This window comes from Lysinibacillus sp. COL-1, from assembly GCF_059814265.1.
This window is the reverse complement of record NZ_JCAWSJ010000004.1, coordinates 3,117,642-3,137,018: the sequence shown is the minus strand read 5'-3', so window position 1 is coordinate 3,137,018 and position 19,377 is coordinate 3,117,642. Positions and strand designations below refer to the sequence as shown.

The window sequence follows — 19,377 nt, the reverse complement described above, 5'->3', positions numbered from 1 at the left end:
GCAATGGATGCAGAGCATACTTGTGTAGTAATCGAGGGGAGTTGCATGCTCCCCCTGAATTTTTATAGAATAATTCCCTCTTGATAAAGAATGCTAATGGCATGAGAACGATTTCTGGCATGTAATTTTTTGATAGCAGATTTGACATATTGGGTAATAGTTAATTCACTTAAATCCATAAAATCTGCAATTTCCTTCGTACTTCCCCCTTGTGCTACCTGTCTCATCACCTCCAGCTCACGTTTGCTAAGAAGGCCTTCCTTTTTGCTATTTCTAGCTTGCATGATAAGCTGACCAATAACATTTCCAAAAGCTGTCATGTCATCCAATAGCTTTTCATTTATAGCGATTTCCTCTTCCAATTGTGTACTACAAATATAGCCGAAAACATATTGGCCAATGAAGATGGGAATGATTAAAAATGAATTATTTTGTGAGGGAATAGAATATTTAATACTTATATTTTTTAAATAATCCATTCCTGTACAAAATTTAGCCTTCTTGTCCTCAATAGCAGCATAAATAATAGGGAAGCTACGAATCTCCTCTCGAATTTCACCGATATGACTACCTCCAGATTCATTCAAAAAAATGATTCCTTCAGCTACAAAGCCTATTGGAGAATACCTTAATAAGTAGGCATCTTTGATAGGAAAAGAATCTAAATATACCTGCAAAATATGTATCAACAGCTCTTCATGATTGGCATAACTTTGTACCGTGTCGAAACGTTTTTGAATGGTATAAAGATTGGACATGACCTATCCCCTTTTTTAAGTATATACTACGCTTAAAATAAGGAATTTTCAATATTTTCTGTAAGTTGTAGTATTTAAGCTAAGGAAATCCAGTATTTTCTTGTATTTGTATTTAATAATTTATTGGAGTGAGGGGTGTAGTGGGTGAATAGCCAAACAATTAAAGAGGTGGATGCAGTTGTTTTAGGCGCTGGCTTTGCAGGCTTGTATATGTTACATCAGCTGAGGAGTAAAGGTTTTTCTACCATTGTATGCGAGGCTGGAGATGGTGTAGGCGGTGTTTGGTATTGGAATCGTTATCCGGGCGCTAGATGTGATATAGAAAGCATCTATTATAACTATACATTTTCAAAAGAGTTGTATGAAGAATGGACTTGGACATCTAGATTTCCAGAACAAGCGGAAATATTACGTTATTTAAATTACGTGGCAGATCGCTTTCAATTGCGAACGGATATCCAATTTAATACAAGGGTCACTGCAGCACATTTTGATGAGGAACGTCATAAATGGATTGTTTATCTAAACGACGGACAGCACATCTTAGCAAAGTATTTTATTACAGGAATAGGCTGTCTGTCTGCTGCCAATGTTCCTAACATTCAAGGACTGCAACAGTTTAGCGGAAATTGGTATCACACGGGGCATTGGCCACATGAAAAGGTTGATTTTACAGGGAAACGAGTAGGAATTATCGGGACAGGCTCCAGTGGTATTCAAGCCATACCTGTAATTGCGAAAGAAGCAGAGCAGCTTACTGTATTTCAACGGACACCACAATATACGATTCCAGCTCGTAATCATCCATATGATGAGAACTTTATCAAAGAAACCAAGCAAAATTTCGAAGCTTTAAAGCAGTCGATGAGAAATTCTATATCAGGTACACCTTTTGCACAAAATCAGCAATCTGCAATGGAGGATAGTGATGATAAAAGGATGACGGTTTTTGAGGAAGCTTGGGCACAAGGTGGTTTTGCCTTCGCAGCCACTTATGATGATTTGTTAACAAATGAACAATCCAATGAAAAAGCAGCGGAATTTATTCGCTCTAAAATACGACAAATTGTGAAAGACCCTGTGGTAGCAGAAAAATTATGTCCGAAGTATATGTATGGCACGAAAAGACAGGTTTTAGATAGTGATTATTTTGAAGCCTACAACAGGGAGAATGTTGTACTGGTGAATGTAAAAGAATCACCTATCAAAAAAATAACAGAAACAGGTATTCAAACGACGGATGAACATTACGATTTAGATCGTATCATTTTTGCAACAGGCTATGATGGCATGACAGGACCATTATTTAAAATTGATATAAGGGGAAGGAACGGTGAGACATTAAAGGAAAAATGGGAGGATGGTGCTTCTGTTCAAACATATCTCGGACTAACAACAGCAGGTTTTCCTAATTTATTTATGATTACTGGTCCAGAAAGTCCATCTGTCCTCGTGAATATGCCAATCGCTATTGAGCAGCATGTAGAATGGATTGCACAATGTATCGATTACTTGCGTGAGCATGACATTGACCTTGTGGAACCACATAAAGAAGCCGAAGAAGCTTGGAGCAAGCATTGTCGAGAGGTTGCTAACACAACACTTTACGTCAAAGGTGATTCCTGGTATACGGGAGCTAATATTGAAGGTAAACCCCGCAGTTTTTTAATTTATCTGGGCGGATTTGATTATTATACAAAGCATTGTCATGAGGTGGCTCAAAATAATTATGAAGGCTTTAAATTAATGAGATTAAAATCAATATCATAGTTTGCAAGAGAGGAGCATATATCAATATGGGACAACAAGTAGTCATTATTACAGGTGCAGGAAATGGTATAGGGAGAGAAACAGCAAAATTACTAGCCACACAGGACAAGGCATTAGTATTAGTAGATTTTGATGAGAAAAGTGGTCAAGACACACTACACGCTGTGAAGGAACATCAACAACAGGCTATCTTTGTCCACGCAGATGTTTCGAAAAGCCAAGACGTGAAGAAATATGTGGAGGCTGCAAAAGAAGCGTTTGGTAGAATTGATGCGTTCATCAATAATGCAGGTGTGTTAAGCCCGCCATCTTTACTAGCAGATTTAGAGGAAGAGACATTTGATAACGTCATTTCGGTCAATCTAAAAGGAACTTTTTTAGGCTTAAAATATGTATTAAAAGAGATGGAGCAACAACAGTCAGGTGTCATCGTGAATACTTCTTCAGCGGCAGGAATACAAGGACAACCCTATTTAGGCGGCTATGCTGCTAGTAAGCACGGTGTTATTGGGTTAACTAGAACTGCTGCCATTGAATATGGTCCTAGCGGTATACGAGTAAATGCTATTTGTCCAGGTGGTGTAATGACTAATATGACAAAGGGCTTAACGTCCAGTCCAGAGGAAAACGGCCCCCTAAGAAGATTAGCAGATGCTTCTGAAATCGCAAATGTAATCGCTTTCTTAATTTCGGAGGAAGCCTCTTATGTGAATGGCGCTGTCGTACCAATTGATGGCGGTTTAACATCGTAAAAAATATTTTAAATAAGAAAGGAAGAATTTTAATGGAACATCGTATTGATTCAGAACTAAGAGAAACGTTAGCAATTTTCCCCCCATTAGATTTAGATAATGTACAGGCAACAAGAGAAGGAATGGCAGCCGTTGCTGTGCCAGCTCCGATAGATGAACAGATAACAGTTGAAAATAAAGTGATTCAAGGGCCTGATGACAACGATTCTCTTCGCATTCGTATTTATAAGTCAAAAGAGCAGAAAGAAATTTCCCCAGGGCTACTATGGATTCATGGCGGCGGCTATGTCTTAGGTGCTCCAGAAGGAGATGATTTGCTTTGTCAGCGCTTTGTTAATGAAGCGAAGTGTGTGGTTGTATCTGTAGACTATCGACTTGCTCCTGAACATCCTTATCCAGCACCACTTGAAGATTGTTATGCTGCGTTAAAATGGGTAGCAGATCATGCGGACGAATTAGGGATTGATCCCAGTCGTTTAGGAATTGCTGGAGCAAGTGCTGGAGGAGGTCTCACAGCTGCACTCGCATTACTTACTCGAGATCGTAATTATCCAAAGCTTAGTTTCCAAATGCCTCTATATCCAATGATAGATGATCGGAATAACACACCATCTTCATTGGAAATTACGGGACATATGATCTGGAACCACTCGCTCAATCAAAAAGGCTGGGAAATGTATTTGAGTGGAGAGAACGGCAGCGACAATGTGTCACCATATGCCGCAGCAGCTAGAGCAGATGATTTATCAGGATTACCGTTTACGTATACATGTGTTGGACAATTAGATCCATTCCGTGACGAGACTTTACAATATGTGACAAAGCTATGTCAGGCTGGAGTAGATGTCGAATTCCACTTATACCCAGGTTGCTATCATGGCTTTGAAAGTATTGCTCCAACAGCCGCAGTCAGTCAAAGGGCTGCCACAGAGTATGTAGAAGCTGCTAAATATGTTTTGCATCGAAAGATTTCAGTGCCTTTATAAATAACTTACAAAAGTCTCGAAACTTTGATTTAAAAAAGTTTCGAGACTTTTTTGGCAATCATAATTACATCATAACTAGTTTGTAATGCCACCTTTTAGGTTAGACTTTTATCGAGTGAAAGGAGGAGAATACAAATTGCTACAATTTGATTCAAAAATTGTTGGAAAAGAGATTGGTTTCGGCTATTTACGTGATAAAATTGCCAATCGAGGTTTTACGATTGGTGGGAATTGGGAGTATTATAAAGGAAGCTTCGATTCGATATTATGGAAAGAGGCAGGGGAAACTATTTATTTGCGTGTTCCCTTTATCGTAACATCAGGGGAACTTGATAATGAGGATGCCCAAATTCGTTTTCAAAAACCATTTGTCATTAAGCATGTTGAGAATATAGGTCTAGATTATGATGAGGGGTCTTTACTTGATGCAACTGGTGTTAGTCAATTCCAAACTCCGCTTGATAAAGACGGGTATATTCACGATAAAAGTAGATGGATTCAAGCAGGCGAACAAGCTGTTGAAGAAAAAGTGCTACCTTTTTTTATGCATTAGCTAGATAAATTTGAATAGCTAATGGCTAAAATTATATGCCTTTTTTCCTTTTTATTATTGGGAACTTGTAATCAAAAATAGAAATAGAATTGTCGTAAGAATTTTCCAACATTATAATAGTGTTAACGTACACTACTAGAAGAGGTGAGTTTATGGACAAAATAGCTATAGATGATTTTCAACATTCCCATCAGAAATTGCAACAAGAAAGACTCATCCATCGAAAAGAAGCGTATCTTGATGTGTTAGCGAAAACAAAAGCATTTGGTGAAATAATCACTTTTGAAGGTATAAAAGGTAATAAAAGAGACGTCTAGGGGACGTCTCATGTTGTTGAAATAAGATCATGTCAATAGCAGAAAAAGAACTTTTAGCGAGGGGTTGATTTCCGTTCCACCAGCGTCCTTTCCAGGGGGCGTCCGCTGAGCCGCTTCACTCACTTCCGTTCGCTCCAGGGTCTCAGCTGTGACGCTAAATCCCCTAGGAGTGACGCTGGCTCCACTTCAATCAACCATTTGGCAAAAGTGGCTTTTCTTTCTCTTTCATACGAGCCGTCACGATCAAAATCGCTCCTTATTTGCCTGATGAGAGAAAGGAAAGCTCCTTATTTTCAATGTGGAGAAGTGATGCGTGACAACACCTCTTCATAAAGAGTAGGGAACACCTTCGCTTTATTTGAAAACCTTTGTTAAAAAGAAACATCTTTATGGATTGGAGTGGAAGGCTACTTGACTCCCGTGGGATAGCGAGACAGGCGAGCCCCTGCACGGAGCGGTAGCTGAGGAAGCGGCTCGGCGCTCGCCCACAGGAAAGCAAGTAGCCTGCAACGGAAATCTATTTTTACCTTTCACAAAATTTCTATAGATCGTTTTGTTTTTCAACACTAAGAGACGTCTAGGGGCGTCTTTTTCTATTTTCTTAATGCATTAAAAATGAAAGGGTGAACAACAATGAAATGTATCATGCCACTATTACTGCTAGTAATGGTTTTATGTGTTGCTTGCGTGCCACCTAAGGACAAGAGTGACGGAGGTTTAGAAAAAGAGGAAACGCGCATGGCTCCTTCAATAAATTCAACAGTAGAAATACTAGCAAATCAATTGCAAACACCATGGTCGATTCAAAAAAATGGTACTGTTTTTTATGTAGCAGAAAGGCCTGGTAGTATTGTGAAAATTGAGGAAGGAGGAGCAGTTGACAGGCAACAGGTCATCCTCGATAAGGAGCTTTCAACAGCGCCAGAAGCTGGTTTATTGGGGTTTGTATTAGCACCTAATTTTTCAGACAAACAGATTGCCTTTGCTTATTATACGTATGTTGAAGGAAGCGAGCAGTTTAATAGAATTGTTACATTAACCTTGAACGATAATAAGTGGTTAGAAACGGATCTTATCATAGATCGAATAAAGAGTGGTACATATCATCATGGTGGTCGTTTAAAAATAGGGCCTGATGGTAAACTGTATGCAACAGTAGGTGATGCGACGCAACCTTCCTTAGCACAAAATTTAGATGCTCTAGAGGGAAAAATTTTACGCATCAATTTGGATGGCTCCATACCGAACGATAATCCTTTTCCACAGTCCTATGTATACAGCTATGGACATCGAAATCCACAGGGCTTGACCTGGGCAACAGATGGTACGATGTATGCCAGTGAGCATGGCAATGCCGCAAACGATGAAATTAATATAATCGAGAAGGGGAAGAATTATGGCTGGCCCGATATTGAAGGAACAAAAAAACAGCAAGGTATGATCACACCTCTCTTTACATCAGGTACTTCTAAAACGTGGGCACCATCTGGCATTGATATGATGGATGATCAATTATATGTCGCAGCTTTAAGAGGTAGTGCAGTGTTAGCGTTTGCTGTGAAAGAAAACAAATATATTGAACTATTGTCGGAATTTGGAAGAATTCGTGATGTCTTTGTGGATGACGCATTTCTTTATTTTATTAGCAATAATACAGATGGTCGAGGAAGCCCACAGTCACAGGACGATAAACTATATCGGATACCATTGTGATATACTATTTGTGAAGACATAGAAGGGTATAAGGAATGGGGAGGACTAACATTGGCTAATTATCTTAAAATCGCAGTGGCAATTGATTTCTCGGAACAATCATTAAAAGCATTGGATCGAGCAAGTCACTTAGCCATGCAACACAATGCTATTTTGCAATTAGTGAACGTCATTGATACAAAATCATTTGGAGCGGTATCTGCATATGATTTGAAATATGCGGAGGAACTAAAGAAAGAAAACGTTGTAAAAATGGAACAGCTGGAAAAAGAGGCATTGCAGACAGGAGTCAAAACCGTGGAATCTGTAGTAGAAGCAGGCTCACCAAAAGGTATTTTAACGCAATTACCGAATGTGGACTTAATTGTCTGTGGTGCAACAGGGTTAAATCGTATGGAGAAAATGATGTTAGGATCTGTTGCAGAGAAAGTAGTGCGCTATGCTCTATGTGATGTGCTAATTGTCCGTTAATTTTTTGAATAAAAAAGACCTGCTTGTGCTAGTAGACAAGCAGGTTTTTTCATTATTATTCGATTGTTTGAGCGTTATCAATAATGCTTTGAGGAATATCAATTGTTTTTAGGTGGTTGAAATCAGTGTAAGTAACGACTGATTTTGTATTCATGATTAATTCGTCACCTTCTACGGCCATTTTTAAATCAAAATTCATATCCATTTTTTTTGTATCGAAAGTCTCTTTATCGATGTGTAATACATAGTTGATTTTTTCAATTGTTAATTGATCCATTGGATTTTCTTCTAATCCCATATCCTCGATAGATTTAGTGATCTCAGAATCAATTAGCTCTTTAAATTTATCGCCTTTTGCTTCTAAAGTAAGGACATACTCATCGTCTGTTTGTTCAAATTTAAAATCACCAATGAATTTTTTTAGATGTTCTAGCTGTTCTTTCGCATCTGCAGAAGCAGCCGTTTGATCTAAAATCTCATCAAAATTCTCATCAGGTAACTTGATCCAGCTATCAGTTGTCATATCTTTCATGAAAAGACCAGTGTCTTTCTTCATGTACATTTCTATTGGCATGTCCGTTGTTTCTTCGCCTTCACTCATCATATCGGGCATCGACATTGAACCTGACAAATGCATTGCAAGTGGGTCAACAATGATGTCCATGTCCATTTTAGAGTCGATAGAAAATTCCATAGCCTCTTTACCAGATCCAACCTTTGTTACCTGTGTCATGTCCATATTGGCACTTGCACTTTTAATGTCAGCCTGGCGGTCCACTGCTTTGTCATACACTTGTTCTAAAGTGAGTTTGCTTGTTTTAGTTGTGTCTTTCGTAGGGGTAGCACTCGAGTTACAAGCTGCAAGTGTCAATGCTAGTGTCCCAACTGCTAATACTTTAAAAATTTTCTTCATTACTTTCATCTCCTATTCTTGGTAAAAAACACTATCTACTACTATACGCCCTAAAAAAGGAAAAGTTTCGTTATTTTTTAAAAAAGACTAAGCTTTTATTAAAAAAATAACATTCTTTTCACAACTGCACGTGATAAACATGCAAAAATTAATAAAGGTACAGAAGCCATAATTAAAAAGGAAAAAGCTGTCACCAAGCAATTGTTCAATGACAATAGCTTGGGACAGCTTTTTTGATTATCTTTGTTCTGCAGAGATTTAAGTGTCCGCTGATCACGATAATGCCCTGATGTAATGGATTAATTATAACCCCAGATCATGGCGAATAATGTACCAATGATTGTGACTACACCTACGAATACTGAATATAAAATCGTTGTATACAACGTTTTCTTATCTTCAGATTCACCGATGTGCATGAATAATACTAATTGTACAGTTGCTTGTGCAAGGGCAGTTACTAGTAAAATTCCAAATGCCATATTAAGAGACATATCGAATTTAACAACAGCTAAAGCTACAATTGTTAGTAATAGTGAGAAGCCGAAGCCCATCACATGTTGTTTTGGGAATAATTCCTTCATCAGCTAATCAGTCCTTTCAAGTAGACGAAGCTGAAGATGAAAATCCAAACAACGTCTAGGAAATGCCAGTACAATGAGAAGATAAACGCTTTGTTCGCTGTTTGTGGATTTAAACCACGTTTAGCCACTTGGATTAAAATAGCTACGCCCCAGAAGAAACCAAATGTTACGTGGGCACCGTGCGTTCCAAGTAAAGTCATTAAGGACGATAAGAATGCGCTTGTTTGAATCGTCGCACCTTCGTGTACATAAGTGACAAATTCATCAATCTCAATAGCTAAGAAGCCAAGACCTAGTAAAAGAGTGATGATAAAGAATGTCATCATCGCTTTTTTACGACCAATACGCATTGCATGAACACCAAGACCAATTGTGAAACTACTTGTTAATAATAAGAATGTTTCCCATAGCACTGGAGTTAATTCGAAAATTTCGGCACCATTTGGGCCACTACCTGTACGTGTATGAAGTGTGAAATACACTGTAAATAATGTGGCAAATAACACGATTTCGGCGCCGAGGAAAATCCAGAAACCAAAGATTTTTAGACGGTTTTCCTCTGTACTATATTCTAATGGAAGTGAAGAATCGATTTTCATATTATTTATCACCTCTCAAGCTTTTTTCAGTTGCCATTACTTCCTCAACTGAAATGTAACGACCATGATCTTTTTCGAATGAACGATGGATCATGAAGCCAAATACACCAAGCATACTGATGATGGCTGGAATCCATAGATTGAATACAGCGAAGAATGCTGCAAGGAAGAAGAATCCACTCATCCAGAATGGTGTGCCTGTATTATTTGGCATGTGAATTTTTTCGATTGGACCTGCAGTAATATCGCGACCTTCTTTTTTCGCGAACCAAAACTCATCTAAGCGAGTAACAGTAGGCACTACGGCAAAGTTATATTCTGGTACTGGAGAATGTGTAGCCCACTCAAGTGTACGACCATCCCAAACATCTGCCTTTTCATTGCGAGGCATATGTTTCCAGCTGTAGTAAATGTTATAAACAATTAATGCAAAGCCGACTGCAAGTCCTAGCGCACCGATGAACGATAACATGTTCAATGGACCATAACCAGTGGACTCTGAATAAGTGTACATACGACGAGCATAACCATCTAAACCTAAAATAAATAGTGGGAAGAATGTTACGTTGAAGCTAATGGCAATGAACCAGAAGCCAGCTTTCCCTAATTTTTCATTTAAACGGAAACCGAACATTTTTGGCCACCAGTAGTGGTAACCTGCAAGTACACCAAATACTGTACCTGGAATTAATACATAGTGGAAGTGGGCAACTAAGAACATCGTATTATGATATTGGTAGTCGGCACTTGCCATCGCGAGCATAACCCCTGTAACCCCACCAATAGTGAAGATAGGAATAAAGCCAAGTGCATAAAGCATCGGTGTTGTAAATTGAATTTTCCCGTGCCTCATTGTGAGTAGCCAGTTAAATATTTTAACACCAGTAGGAACTGCGATTGCCATTGTTGTAATAGAGAAAACACTGTTAACCATTACACCGTGACCCATTGTATAGAAGTGGTGGGCCCAAACTACGAATGATAGTAGGGAAATGACCACCATACTCATCACCATTGATTTGTAACCGTATAAGTTTTTACGTGCAAACGTTGCAATGATTTCTGAGAAAATACCGAAAGCAGGTAGGATAACGATATAAACCTCAGGATGTCCCCAAACCCAGAATAGGTTGGCCCAAAGCATATCCATACCACCGTCTTGCATTGCAAAGAATTTTGTGCCGAATTGACGGTCAAACATCATAAGTGCAAGCGCTACAGTTAATACTGGGAACGCGAATACGATAATAATGTTTGTAATTAAAATAGACCAAGAAAACATTGGCATTTTCATTAATGTCATACCAGGGGCACGCATTTTAATGATCGTCGTGATAAAGTTAACACCTGTCATTAAAGTACCAATACCTGATAATTGAAGTGCTAAAGAATAATAGTTATTCCCTACAGTCGGACTAAATTCCGTACTTGCAAGAGGGAAGTAGGCTGTCCAACCAGCGTCTGGTGAACCACCGATAATGAATGATAAGTTTAATAAACCAGCACCTGCTGCAAATAGCCAGAAGCTGACAGCGTTTAGACGTGGGAAAGCAACGTCACGTGCACCGATTTGAAGTGGAATGACAATGTTCATTAAGCCGATCACAAATGGCATCGCCATAAAAAAGAATCATTAATAAACCGTGTGTTGTGAAAATTTCATTATAGTGTTGTGCATCAAGAAGTCCGTTATCTGGAACGGCTGTTTGTGCACGCATTAACAGTGCATCGATACCACCGCGGAATAGCATTAATAAGGCTACTGCGATATACATAATCCCGATTTTTTTATGGTCAACAGTTGATAGCCAGTTTTTGTAGAAATAGCCCCATTTTTTGAAATAAGTAAGGCCTGCTACGATAACCACTGCACCAACTACGATACTAATAGCTGCCGCTAAAATCATCGGTTCTTGCATTGGATGGAATAATTCTTCCATACTCATTGGATGCGCTCCTTTCAAAATTAAAAATAAATGTAAATATTCGTTCGAATAAAAAATTAGTGATGTCCTGAATGCTCTTCAGACATATCCTCATGATCCATGTCATCCATATTCATGTGTTTACCATGTTCCATTGGAGCTGGTCTGAAGTCTAAGTGTGTAGATGAGAAGCTTTGGCGACCAACATGCTCCGCCTCTAATAGCTCGTCAAATTTTTCTTCAGTTAATGGTGCTTCTTTTGCTTTGACATCAGCAACCCATTGATCGAAATCTTCTTGCGTCATAGTTTGTGCTTCAAATTCCATTTCTGCAAAGCCACGACCATTAAAGTTAGAGTTACGTCCCATAAATGAACCAACTTCATCTGCAGCCAAGTGAATCGTTGTTAACATATCACTCATGGCATATTTTTGACCTGCTAATTGAGGAATCCAGAAACTTGTAATTGGACCAAATGAATAAAGCTTAAACTCTATTGGACGATCCACTGGAATGTTTACATAATTAACTGTTTCAACACCTTCTTCAGGATAACTGAAGTGCCATTTCCAGTTTGATGATGATGCATAAATAACTAAAGGCTCCTTATCGTCATAACCCGCAGGTTGAGCTTCTACTGTAGAAGTTGTTCTTACTGTAACAACAGCTAAGAAAGCTACGATAATAATTGGAATTACTGTCCATGTAATTTCAAGAAGATGGCTACCCTCTTCATGAGGAGGCTCATAATCTGCAGATGCCTTTGATGCGCGATATTTTGTTAGCATAAAGGCTAAAAGCACATACACGACTAGTAATATAAAGGCCATTGTAATAATGGATAAGATAATTGTGTTTGATAATGTTTCGGCATTAGGTCCTTTTGGGTTGAACACTGTTAATGGTTCACAACCAGCAAGAAGAGCAAGTGCACTCAATGCTACAAACATTAAACTTAATTTTTTCTTCATGTTTGACTCCTTTCTATAAGAACGGCTATTCATAAAATTCATGTGTTTTTTGTCAGTCTCACATTTACAAATAGTAGATACTGAGGTCACCTCTTTTATCTTGGAGTATCAATCAACAGCATAAGAATTTACAATGGCATGGTTCAATATGAAACATAAAATCTAGTGTTGATTGATGTGATGCAAGCGTTAGCAAAATCAAAGCGATGTGCAATCGTTTCTAAAGACGTACTTGCCTGACTACGATTGTCACATTTTGTCGTTGTTTGCACATTGGATTATACGCCCTGTTTTTAAGAAAAAACATAATTTTGTTATGAAAATGATAGTAAGACGACACCGAATTTGAACATTTTTTGAACGAAAATCGTTATTTTAGTATTGGTATTTATAGGTTTTTATTAATAAACACTGTGGAAACGTTGAAAATACTGGATTCCTCATGTTTACCTAAGTAAATAAATTTTTTTGTGAAAAATAGCATTTCACATTTTGGACGCTGTTTTGTAATAAAATCAGCGCCTAATAAGTCGTTACAACACTTTTTGTTTGCCTTTTTTTAAAAAAAGGAGTACACGCAATAGCGTTGTGTGGAAACTATAGGATGAATTTTCAATGTAAGGAATTTGCAATAAGGGAATAATTGGAGGGGATTATTAATTATGTTAATATAATTATTGCTTTTCTTTAATATCCAATTTTTTACTTTGTTTATTCTGTCTGAAAAGTAAAAAAGCAAACTAAGACTTGTCCTAGTTTGCTGGTGTTTAGAAAATTTTTAAGTTATGGAGAAGGAAATGTAGTAAATCAGCATTTTTGAAGTTGACTGTCAATCCCCGAGCTTTAGCCATTTAGAAACTTGCCCATAAATCGTGTTTTGCAGTTGATGTGCTTTATTATTCATTTTCAACGAAAAATACAATGTTTTCATAAAGTTTAAGGTACAGGTGCGCCCACTAAAGAAGGAATTATTATAACCTTGTGTCATTAAATGCATTTCAAATCTATCAAAAGCCTGCTCTACAAACTCTATTAGTGCTTCTTCGGAATAATTTTGTTGTAATAGTGCGTCAACTATGTTGATTAAGCGCTCCTCTTCATCATTGATATAGACATTGTCCTTCCAAGTTACAAGCTTTAATGCGTGTAAGATTGATGGTGCGTATTGTAAATCGAATTTTGGATGTTTAATGGTCGTTGCAGCTAAGTCAGCACCGTGTGCAATGCTATGTGCCCATCCTTTATCCTGTACATAACCTCTTATATCTTGCTCCAATAATAGATAGCGTCCGATTTTTTTAAAGAAAATGTGTAAGTCATCATCGTTTAAAACTAATAATTCAGCATCCTTTGCAAGAAGCCCTGCTACAAGTAAAGCAGAAAATGAACGAGTAAAGACGCTATCTGTAGCTTTTTCACCAATATGTAAATATAAGAAATCCTCGCTAATTGCTGTTTCAAATAAATAGTGTAGTTGTTGGGGAGTTAATAAATTGTCACTTAGTAATTCGATGAAAGTCCGATAAATTAGGTGGTCGCGTAATTCTGCATCAACTGAGCCGATATGAGCTAACATTTCTTGTAATAACCAATCACTATGCTGTAGCATAAATGCCTGTCGTTCAGAAAGTGTCATTGTAGAAAAAGACTGTAATGTTTCTTTAATGTTCATATTTGAGAAAGCCCCCATCATCATTTTTGTACTATATATTATAGCCTTTTTTATTTCGAATGGAGCAATTTGAAACCTTCATTTATATGAAGAAAGGATACGTGGCTAATTACCAATATAACTTTTACAATATTATTTCCAGAAACTATAGAAAGTTGTTATGATAGAAACGCTACAAAATGGTAAAGCTTAAATGTGAACAATAAATAAAGACATACCTATTTAAGTATGTCTTAGTCTAGTTAGACGATGATTGCCGCTTTTATGCCGATGGGCCATTCAATAAGGGTGTGCTGATTTGTTTTTAACTCGACAAGAATGTGGGTATTTTTGATCGCATCAATAAGCCATTCACTGTAATGATGATTTGGCTCAGGATGTTGTAAAATTTGCTGCATATCTTTTTTATCAACATGTAACAGCTTGTAGTTACATTCAATGTTTACTTTTTGAGGAATAATGGCAAGTGATTCATTTTGATGACCAAGTGCAATAGAACCAGGAATACACCCTTGAATACGTAAAATATAGGTGCAGGCTTCTTGCGTATAGACGTCAATTTTGGTGCGTGTTAAAAATTCAAATTCTATCGGCTTATCTTGAAAAGGTCCGTCCGCTGTAGAAAATGAAATGACTTTAATTGATAATGCCTCAAATGCAGATGAGATACAATGATCAAATTCTGTGATTGTATCTAGTAATTGCATGGATTCCACTCCTTATTAAGAACTTGATTTTCTTGAAGTAGCAGACATTAATAAAGAGCGTCCGCAATTTGTAATAAATTTTAGATTATTCTAATTATAATACAATTTATTACAAAATATGAATGTAAAGCAATGATTTTTTGTTAAAAATAAGAAACTTGTGGATTTTTTAGTAAATAACCGAAATGAAAAATAGAAATAAAGAGGTGAGAAAAATGACAAAACGAAAGCGTCATGTTCTTAAACATGACAATATTGTTGTTTTTCCTGGCACTGTCCAAACGTTACTACGTGAAGGGCATATGTTTGCTGAGAATTATCAATATGAAAAAGCGGTAGCTAGTTTTGAAAAGGCATTTGTCTATGAAGCGGGAGATGAATTTGCACTCAGTGCATATGCCTTTGCTTTATATGAATTAAAAGACTATGACAAAGCAAAAGGTGTTTGTGAACAGTTATTTACGATGGGAACGACACTTTATGTGGAAGTGATGGAATTGTACATTACAATATGTATGCAGTTGAAAGAATACCATCAGGTTGAGACATTAATTACGACGCTTCTTGAAGAAAATGTATTGCCTCGTGATCAAGTGGAGAAATTTGAACGATTGAAGAGTTTAAATAGAGAAGTGTCTAAAAATCTAGAAAAAAGAGAAAATGCTCAGCTTTTAATAGAGGAACAGGAATATGAGCTGGAGAAATTTTGTGCGCTTACTCCAAATGAACAATCCATTCGTTTACATCGTCTGATGGATACAAATGTAAGACAATTAAAAACGGCACTAAAAGCGATTATTGAATGTTCAACGATTCATCCTTTTGTCCAGAGCTTGGCATTAATTTTATTAGTGGAACAAGAAGTAGCCATTGACGTTACCATAGCCAAATTTAAGCAAACCAAAAACGTTAATCCTGTCCAGTTATTATTACCTAACCAGCTACCACAGTATGGCGAGATAAAAAATATAATAGAAAAGAAGCTAGAACAAGACCCAACGACATTAGAAATGGTACAATATTTAATGGCGAAACATGCTATTGTAACGTATCCGTTTGAATGGCATCCATTCGAAGCCGATGATGTTGCCTATAGTTATATTGATTTTGTCTCAGCGATGCTAGGTAATGTGCAGGAAATGGACTATGAACTCATCGACTTTTTACAAATGTTAGAAAAGCTAACAGAACTACATTAGGTATGAAATAAGTTGAAACTATACTCATCTATGTTATACTAAAATGGTTGTCAAAATCGTAGTTACGAATGAATTGTCTAACATCTAAACTTGATTATTTATTTGGAGGTATTTATACATGTCAGCAAAATGGGAAAAACAAGAAGGTAATATCGGTACTCTTACAATCGAAGTACCTGCTGTAGAAGTAGATGCAGCAATGGACCAAGCGTTCAAAAAAGTTGTAAAACAAATTAACGTACCAGGTTTCCGTAAAGGTAAAATGCCTCGTAAAATGTTTGAACAACGTTTTGGTATCGAATCTCTATACCAAGATGCATTAGAAATTATCGTTCCTGATTCTTATGCAAAAGCAATTGATGATGCTGGAATTATGCCAGTTGATTACCCAGAAATCTCTGGTACAGAAAACTTTGTACATGGCCAAGACTTCACTTTCACTGCACAAGTAACAGTGAAACCAGAACCAAAGCTTGGTGACTACAAAGGTCTAGAAGTATCTAAACTTCCAGTAGAAGTAACAGATGAAGAAGTGGATGCTCAAATTCAAGAACAATTAGCTCGTAAAGCTGAGCTAGAAATTAAAGAAGACGAAGCAATCGTAGATGGTGATACAGCTGTAATCGACTTCGAAGGTTTCGTAGGTGGAGAAGCTTTTGAAGGTGGTAAAGGTGAAGACTATCCACTAGAAATCGGTTCAGGTTCATTCATTCCTGGGTTTGAAGAGCAATTAGTAGGTGTAAAAGCTGGCGAATCTAAAGATGTTGTTGTGACATTCCCAGAAGAATACCATGCAGCTGAATTAGCTGGTAAAGAAGCTACGTTCAAAGTAACTGTGAAAGAAGTTAAAACAAAAGTTCTTCCAGAGTTAAATGATGAATTCGCAAAAGAAATTGATCCAGAAGTGGAAGGCGTAGAAGCTTTACGCGCTAAAATTAAAGAACAAACTGCAGAGCAAAAAGTAGCAGAATCAGATGCAGCTCTTCGTGATGAGCTAGTAGAAAAAGCTGCTGAAAATGCTGAATTTGAAGTACCAGCAGGTATGATTAACTCTGAAACTGATCGTATGTTACAAGAGTTCGGTCAACGCTTACAAACGCAAGGTATGAACTTAGATCTTTACTATCAATTCTCTGGTCAATCAGAAGAAGATCTACGTGGCCAAATGAAAGAAGAAGCAGAAAGCCGTGTACGTGTGTCATTAACACTTGAAGCGATTGCTGAAGCTGAAAAAATTGAGGCAACTGAAGCTGATATTGAAGCAGAATTAGAAAAAATGGCTGCTCAATTCAACATGACAAAAGATCAAATCACAGGTGCTTTAGGTGGAACAGCAGTACTTGAAAACGACATCAAAATCCAAAAAACAGTTGAATTTTTAGTAGAAAACGCTAAAATTACTGAATAGGTTTTTGTGTAATTAGATAGTTAAAAAAAACAAGGTACGGCATTAATCCGTGCCTTGTTTTATCACATAAACTCTTAAAATCAGTCCCCTTAAAGTTTAGTTCTCTTTTTACTTCACTTATACATAGTATTGTTTTAGTTTTTATTTTCATTCAGCAGATGTTTGTACTGAAAGTATAGATCAGTACAAAAGACCTCTTCTCTTTAGGGGAGTGTTGTATTCTATATAGACTTTGTAGTGTGTGTCCAATCACTGAATGAAGATAGAGCCATTGACAGGTTTCGAGAAATTAAAGGTGCTAGCACAATTTAAAATTTAGATGACCATGCGTCAAGGCGAAATTGATACGATGCTAAATTTAACTTCATTCAGATAGATCTTATTAACATGACTTATTCTTTTGAATGAAAAAAGCCCTCGGTCCATGCATGTAGTAGATTTATAAATAGAGATCAGTTATTCTTTTGTATAACTGGAGTGAAGAGCCGTAACTTTATAGCGCGTAAGGTGGCAAAGGTAACAGGTTTCTACAGTGCTTCAGGAGACAAATGAAGTAAAGTACATGACGATGCGTTATAATCTATGTAGGCAGGAACGCCGAGCAGTAAATGATGCAGACAATTTATTTGATAAAGGTTCAATAATCTTGTAAGATTGTTGCTTGAATAGGGGTGAAACATATTGTTCAAATTTAATGATGAAAAAGGCAATTTAAAATGCTCATTCTGTGGAAAACCACAGGAACAAGTACGTAAATTAGTTGCAGGTCCAGGTGTTTATATTTGTGATGAATGTATCGAGCTTTGTTCCGAAATCGTTGTAGAGGAACTAGGTGTAGAAGAGGAAATCGAATTCCAAGATATCCCAAAACCGAAAGAGATTCTAACGATTCTAGATGAGTATGTAATTGGACAAGAGCGTGCTAAAAAAGCATTGGCAGTCGCAGTTTACAATCACTATAAACGCATCAATACGAACAGTAAAATTGATGATGTTGAATTAGCAAAATCGAACATTGTGTTAATCGGCCCAACTGGTAGCGGTAAAACTTTATTAGCTCAAACGTTAGCACGTATATTAAATGTTCCATTCGCAATTGCGGATGCTACCTCACTAACTGAAGCAGGTTATGTCGGTGAGGACGTAGAAAATATTTTATTAAAGCTAATCCAATCAGCAGATTATGATATCGAGCGCGCTGAAAAAGGGATTATCTATATTGATGAAATCGATAAAGTTGCACGAAAGTCAGAAAACCCATCGATTACACGAGATGTTTCTGGCGAAGGTGTTCAGCAGGCACTCCTTAAAATTTTAGAAGGAACAGTTGCAAGTGTTCCACCACAAGGAGGACGAAAACACCCTCATCAAGAGTTTTTACAAATTGATACAACCAATATTCTTTTCATTGTTGGTGGTGCATTTGATGGTATTGAAACTATCATTAAACGCCGACAAGGGGAAAAAGTAATTGGGTTCGGTTCAGATCCGAATAAAGTAGAAGTTGATGAAGGTTCTATCATGTCCAAGCTGATTCCTGAGGATCTACTGAAATTTGGTCTAATACCAGAGTTCATTGGTCGATTACCTGTACTTGCGAGTCTAGAGCAATTAAATGAAGCTGCACTTGTACAAATTTTAACGGAGCCAAAAAATGCACTAGCTAAGCAGTATCAAAAAATGCTTGAAATAGATGGTGTTGAGCTTGAATTTGATGAAGGGGCTCTTGTGGCAATTGCGAAGGAAGCGATTGAGCGTAAAACAGGTGCGCGTGGTCTTCGTTCAATTATTGAGTCAACAATGCTTGATGTAATGTACGAATTGCCTTCCCGTGAAGACGTAAAAAAATGTATCATTACAGCAAAAACAATTACGGATAAAGAAAAACCGAAATTGCTTCTTGAAGATGGCACTGAACTCGATGAAGGTAGCGACACTAAAACTTCAGCATAACGAATAGATGTGGCTGTCTACCGTTGTGAGATAGAGAGTAATTAGCTGACTTCGATTGTGCAATATTCGCACATATCGACAGTCAGCTTTTTATTCATTCCTACATAAAGCCAGCTGTAACTTGAA

The 19,377-nt window shown here is 37.3% G+C and carries 17 protein-coding genes and 1 pseudogene; 10 read left to right on the top strand and 8 right to left on the bottom strand.

Going from position 1 to position 19,377, the window contains the following annotated elements:
* Window positions 1-62: 62 nt before the first annotated feature.
* Entirely contained in the window at window positions 63-758 is a 696-nt protein-coding gene (locus tag AC6BKE_RS23745) for a response regulator transcription factor (RefSeq protein WP_058844352.1), read from the bottom strand.
* A gap of 144 nt (window positions 759-902) precedes the next feature.
* Here AC6BKE_RS23745 and AC6BKE_RS23740 point away from each other — a divergent pair, with 144 nt between their 5' ends.
* The 7 genes from AC6BKE_RS23740 (at window position 903) to AC6BKE_RS23710 (ending at window position 7,320) form a co-directional block, all read left to right on the top strand.
* Entirely contained in the window at window positions 903-2,528 is a 1,626-nt protein-coding gene (locus AC6BKE_RS23740; RefSeq protein WP_499858163.1) for a flavin-containing monooxygenase, read from the top strand.
* Between the two features lie 26 nt (window positions 2,529-2,554).
* Window positions 2,555-3,280, top strand: a complete 726-nt coding sequence (locus tag AC6BKE_RS23735; RefSeq protein ID WP_196243750.1) for an SDR family NAD(P)-dependent oxidoreductase — start codon at window positions 2,555-2,557, stop codon at window positions 3,278-3,280.
* A gap of 32 nt (window positions 3,281-3,312) precedes the next feature.
* Window positions 3,313-4,266: an alpha/beta hydrolase gene (locus tag AC6BKE_RS23730; protein WP_058844355.1), complete on the top strand. Its 954-nt coding sequence runs from the start codon at window positions 3,313-3,315 to the stop codon at window positions 4,264-4,266.
* A gap of 136 nt (window positions 4,267-4,402) precedes the next feature.
* Complete coding sequence (locus AC6BKE_RS23725) at window positions 4,403-4,819, top strand: YugN family protein (RefSeq protein ID WP_036128457.1); 417 nt, start codon at window positions 4,403-4,405, stop codon at window positions 4,817-4,819.
* Between the two features lie 152 nt (window positions 4,820-4,971).
* Window positions 4,972-5,136 carry a hypothetical protein gene (locus tag AC6BKE_RS23720; RefSeq protein WP_186436205.1) on the top strand — a complete coding sequence of 55 codons (165 nt, stop codon included), beginning with the start codon at window positions 4,972-4,974 and terminating at the stop codon, window positions 5,134-5,136.
* 633 nt (window positions 5,137-5,769) lie between these two features.
* The gene (locus AC6BKE_RS23715) at window positions 5,770-6,849 is read left to right on the top strand and encodes a PQQ-dependent sugar dehydrogenase (RefSeq protein ID WP_330493103.1); all 1,080 of its coding nucleotides are present in this window, start codon (window positions 5,770-5,772) and stop codon (window positions 6,847-6,849) included.
* A 51-nt stretch (window positions 6,850-6,900) separates the two neighbouring features.
* The gene (locus tag AC6BKE_RS23710; RefSeq protein ID WP_036123932.1) at window positions 6,901-7,320 is read left to right on the top strand and encodes a universal stress protein; all 420 of its coding nucleotides are present in this window, start codon (window positions 6,901-6,903) and stop codon (window positions 7,318-7,320) included.
* 55 nt (window positions 7,321-7,375) lie between these two features.
* Here AC6BKE_RS23710 and AC6BKE_RS23705 read toward each other — a convergent pair whose 3' ends face one another.
* The 7 genes and pseudogenes from AC6BKE_RS23705 to AC6BKE_RS23675 form a co-directional block, all read right to left on the bottom strand.
* Window positions 7,376-8,233, bottom strand: a complete 858-nt coding sequence (locus tag AC6BKE_RS23705; RefSeq protein ID WP_058844877.1) for a DUF6612 family protein — start codon at window positions 8,231-8,233, stop codon at window positions 7,376-7,378.
* Between the two features lie 299 nt (window positions 8,234-8,532).
* Entirely contained in the window at window positions 8,533-8,817 is a 285-nt protein-coding gene (qoxD, locus tag AC6BKE_RS23700; RefSeq protein ID WP_004226585.1) for a cytochrome aa3 quinol oxidase subunit IV, read from the bottom strand.
* The gene (gene qoxC / locus AC6BKE_RS23695; RefSeq protein WP_004226587.1) at window positions 8,817-9,416 is read right to left on the bottom strand and encodes a cytochrome aa3 quinol oxidase subunit III; all 600 of its coding nucleotides are present in this window, start codon (window positions 9,414-9,416) and stop codon (window positions 8,817-8,819) included. The genes qoxD and qoxC overlap by 1 nt, the downstream gene beginning before the upstream one ends.
* A gap of 1 nt (window position 9,417) precedes the next feature.
* Window positions 9,418-11,362 (bottom strand): annotated as a pseudogene (gene qoxB, locus AC6BKE_RS23690) (cytochrome aa3 quinol oxidase subunit I).
* A 56-nt stretch (window positions 11,363-11,418) separates the two neighbouring features.
* A complete protein-coding gene (qoxA, locus tag AC6BKE_RS23685) occupies window positions 11,419-12,312 on the bottom strand; it encodes a cytochrome aa3 quinol oxidase subunit II (protein WP_036123941.1) in 894 nt (297 codons plus the stop codon).
* An 829-nt stretch (window positions 12,313-13,141) separates the two neighbouring features.
* Window positions 13,142-13,984 carry a DUF2785 domain-containing protein gene (locus AC6BKE_RS23680; protein ID WP_036123944.1) on the bottom strand — a complete coding sequence of 281 codons (843 nt, stop codon included), beginning with the start codon at window positions 13,982-13,984 and terminating at the stop codon, window positions 13,142-13,144.
* A gap of 242 nt (window positions 13,985-14,226) precedes the next feature.
* Window positions 14,227-14,691 (bottom strand): hypothetical protein, encoded by a 465-nt coding sequence (locus AC6BKE_RS23675; RefSeq protein ID WP_036123947.1) that lies wholly within the window; start codon window positions 14,689-14,691, stop codon window positions 14,227-14,229.
* 215 nt (window positions 14,692-14,906) lie between these two features.
* On the opposite strand from AC6BKE_RS23675, the gene AC6BKE_RS23670 reads away from it, so the two are divergent.
* The 3 genes from AC6BKE_RS23670 to clpX all read left to right on the top strand — a co-directional run bounded on the left by AC6BKE_RS23670 (window position 14,907) and on the right by clpX (window position 19,251).
* Entirely contained in the window at window positions 14,907-15,890 is a 984-nt protein-coding gene (locus tag AC6BKE_RS23670) for a DUF3196 family protein (protein ID WP_499858162.1), read from the top strand.
* Window positions 15,891-16,008: 118 nt separating this feature from the next.
* Window positions 16,009-17,298, top strand: coding sequence for a trigger factor (tig, locus tag AC6BKE_RS23665; protein WP_036123952.1), 1,290 nt, complete (start codon window positions 16,009-16,011; stop codon window positions 17,296-17,298).
* Window positions 17,299-17,979: 681 nt separating this feature from the next.
* A complete protein-coding gene (gene clpX / locus AC6BKE_RS23660; protein ID WP_036123956.1) occupies window positions 17,980-19,251 on the top strand; it encodes an ATP-dependent protease ATP-binding subunit ClpX in 1,272 nt (423 codons plus the stop codon).
* The last annotated feature ends 126 nt before the right edge of the window (window positions 19,252-19,377 follow it).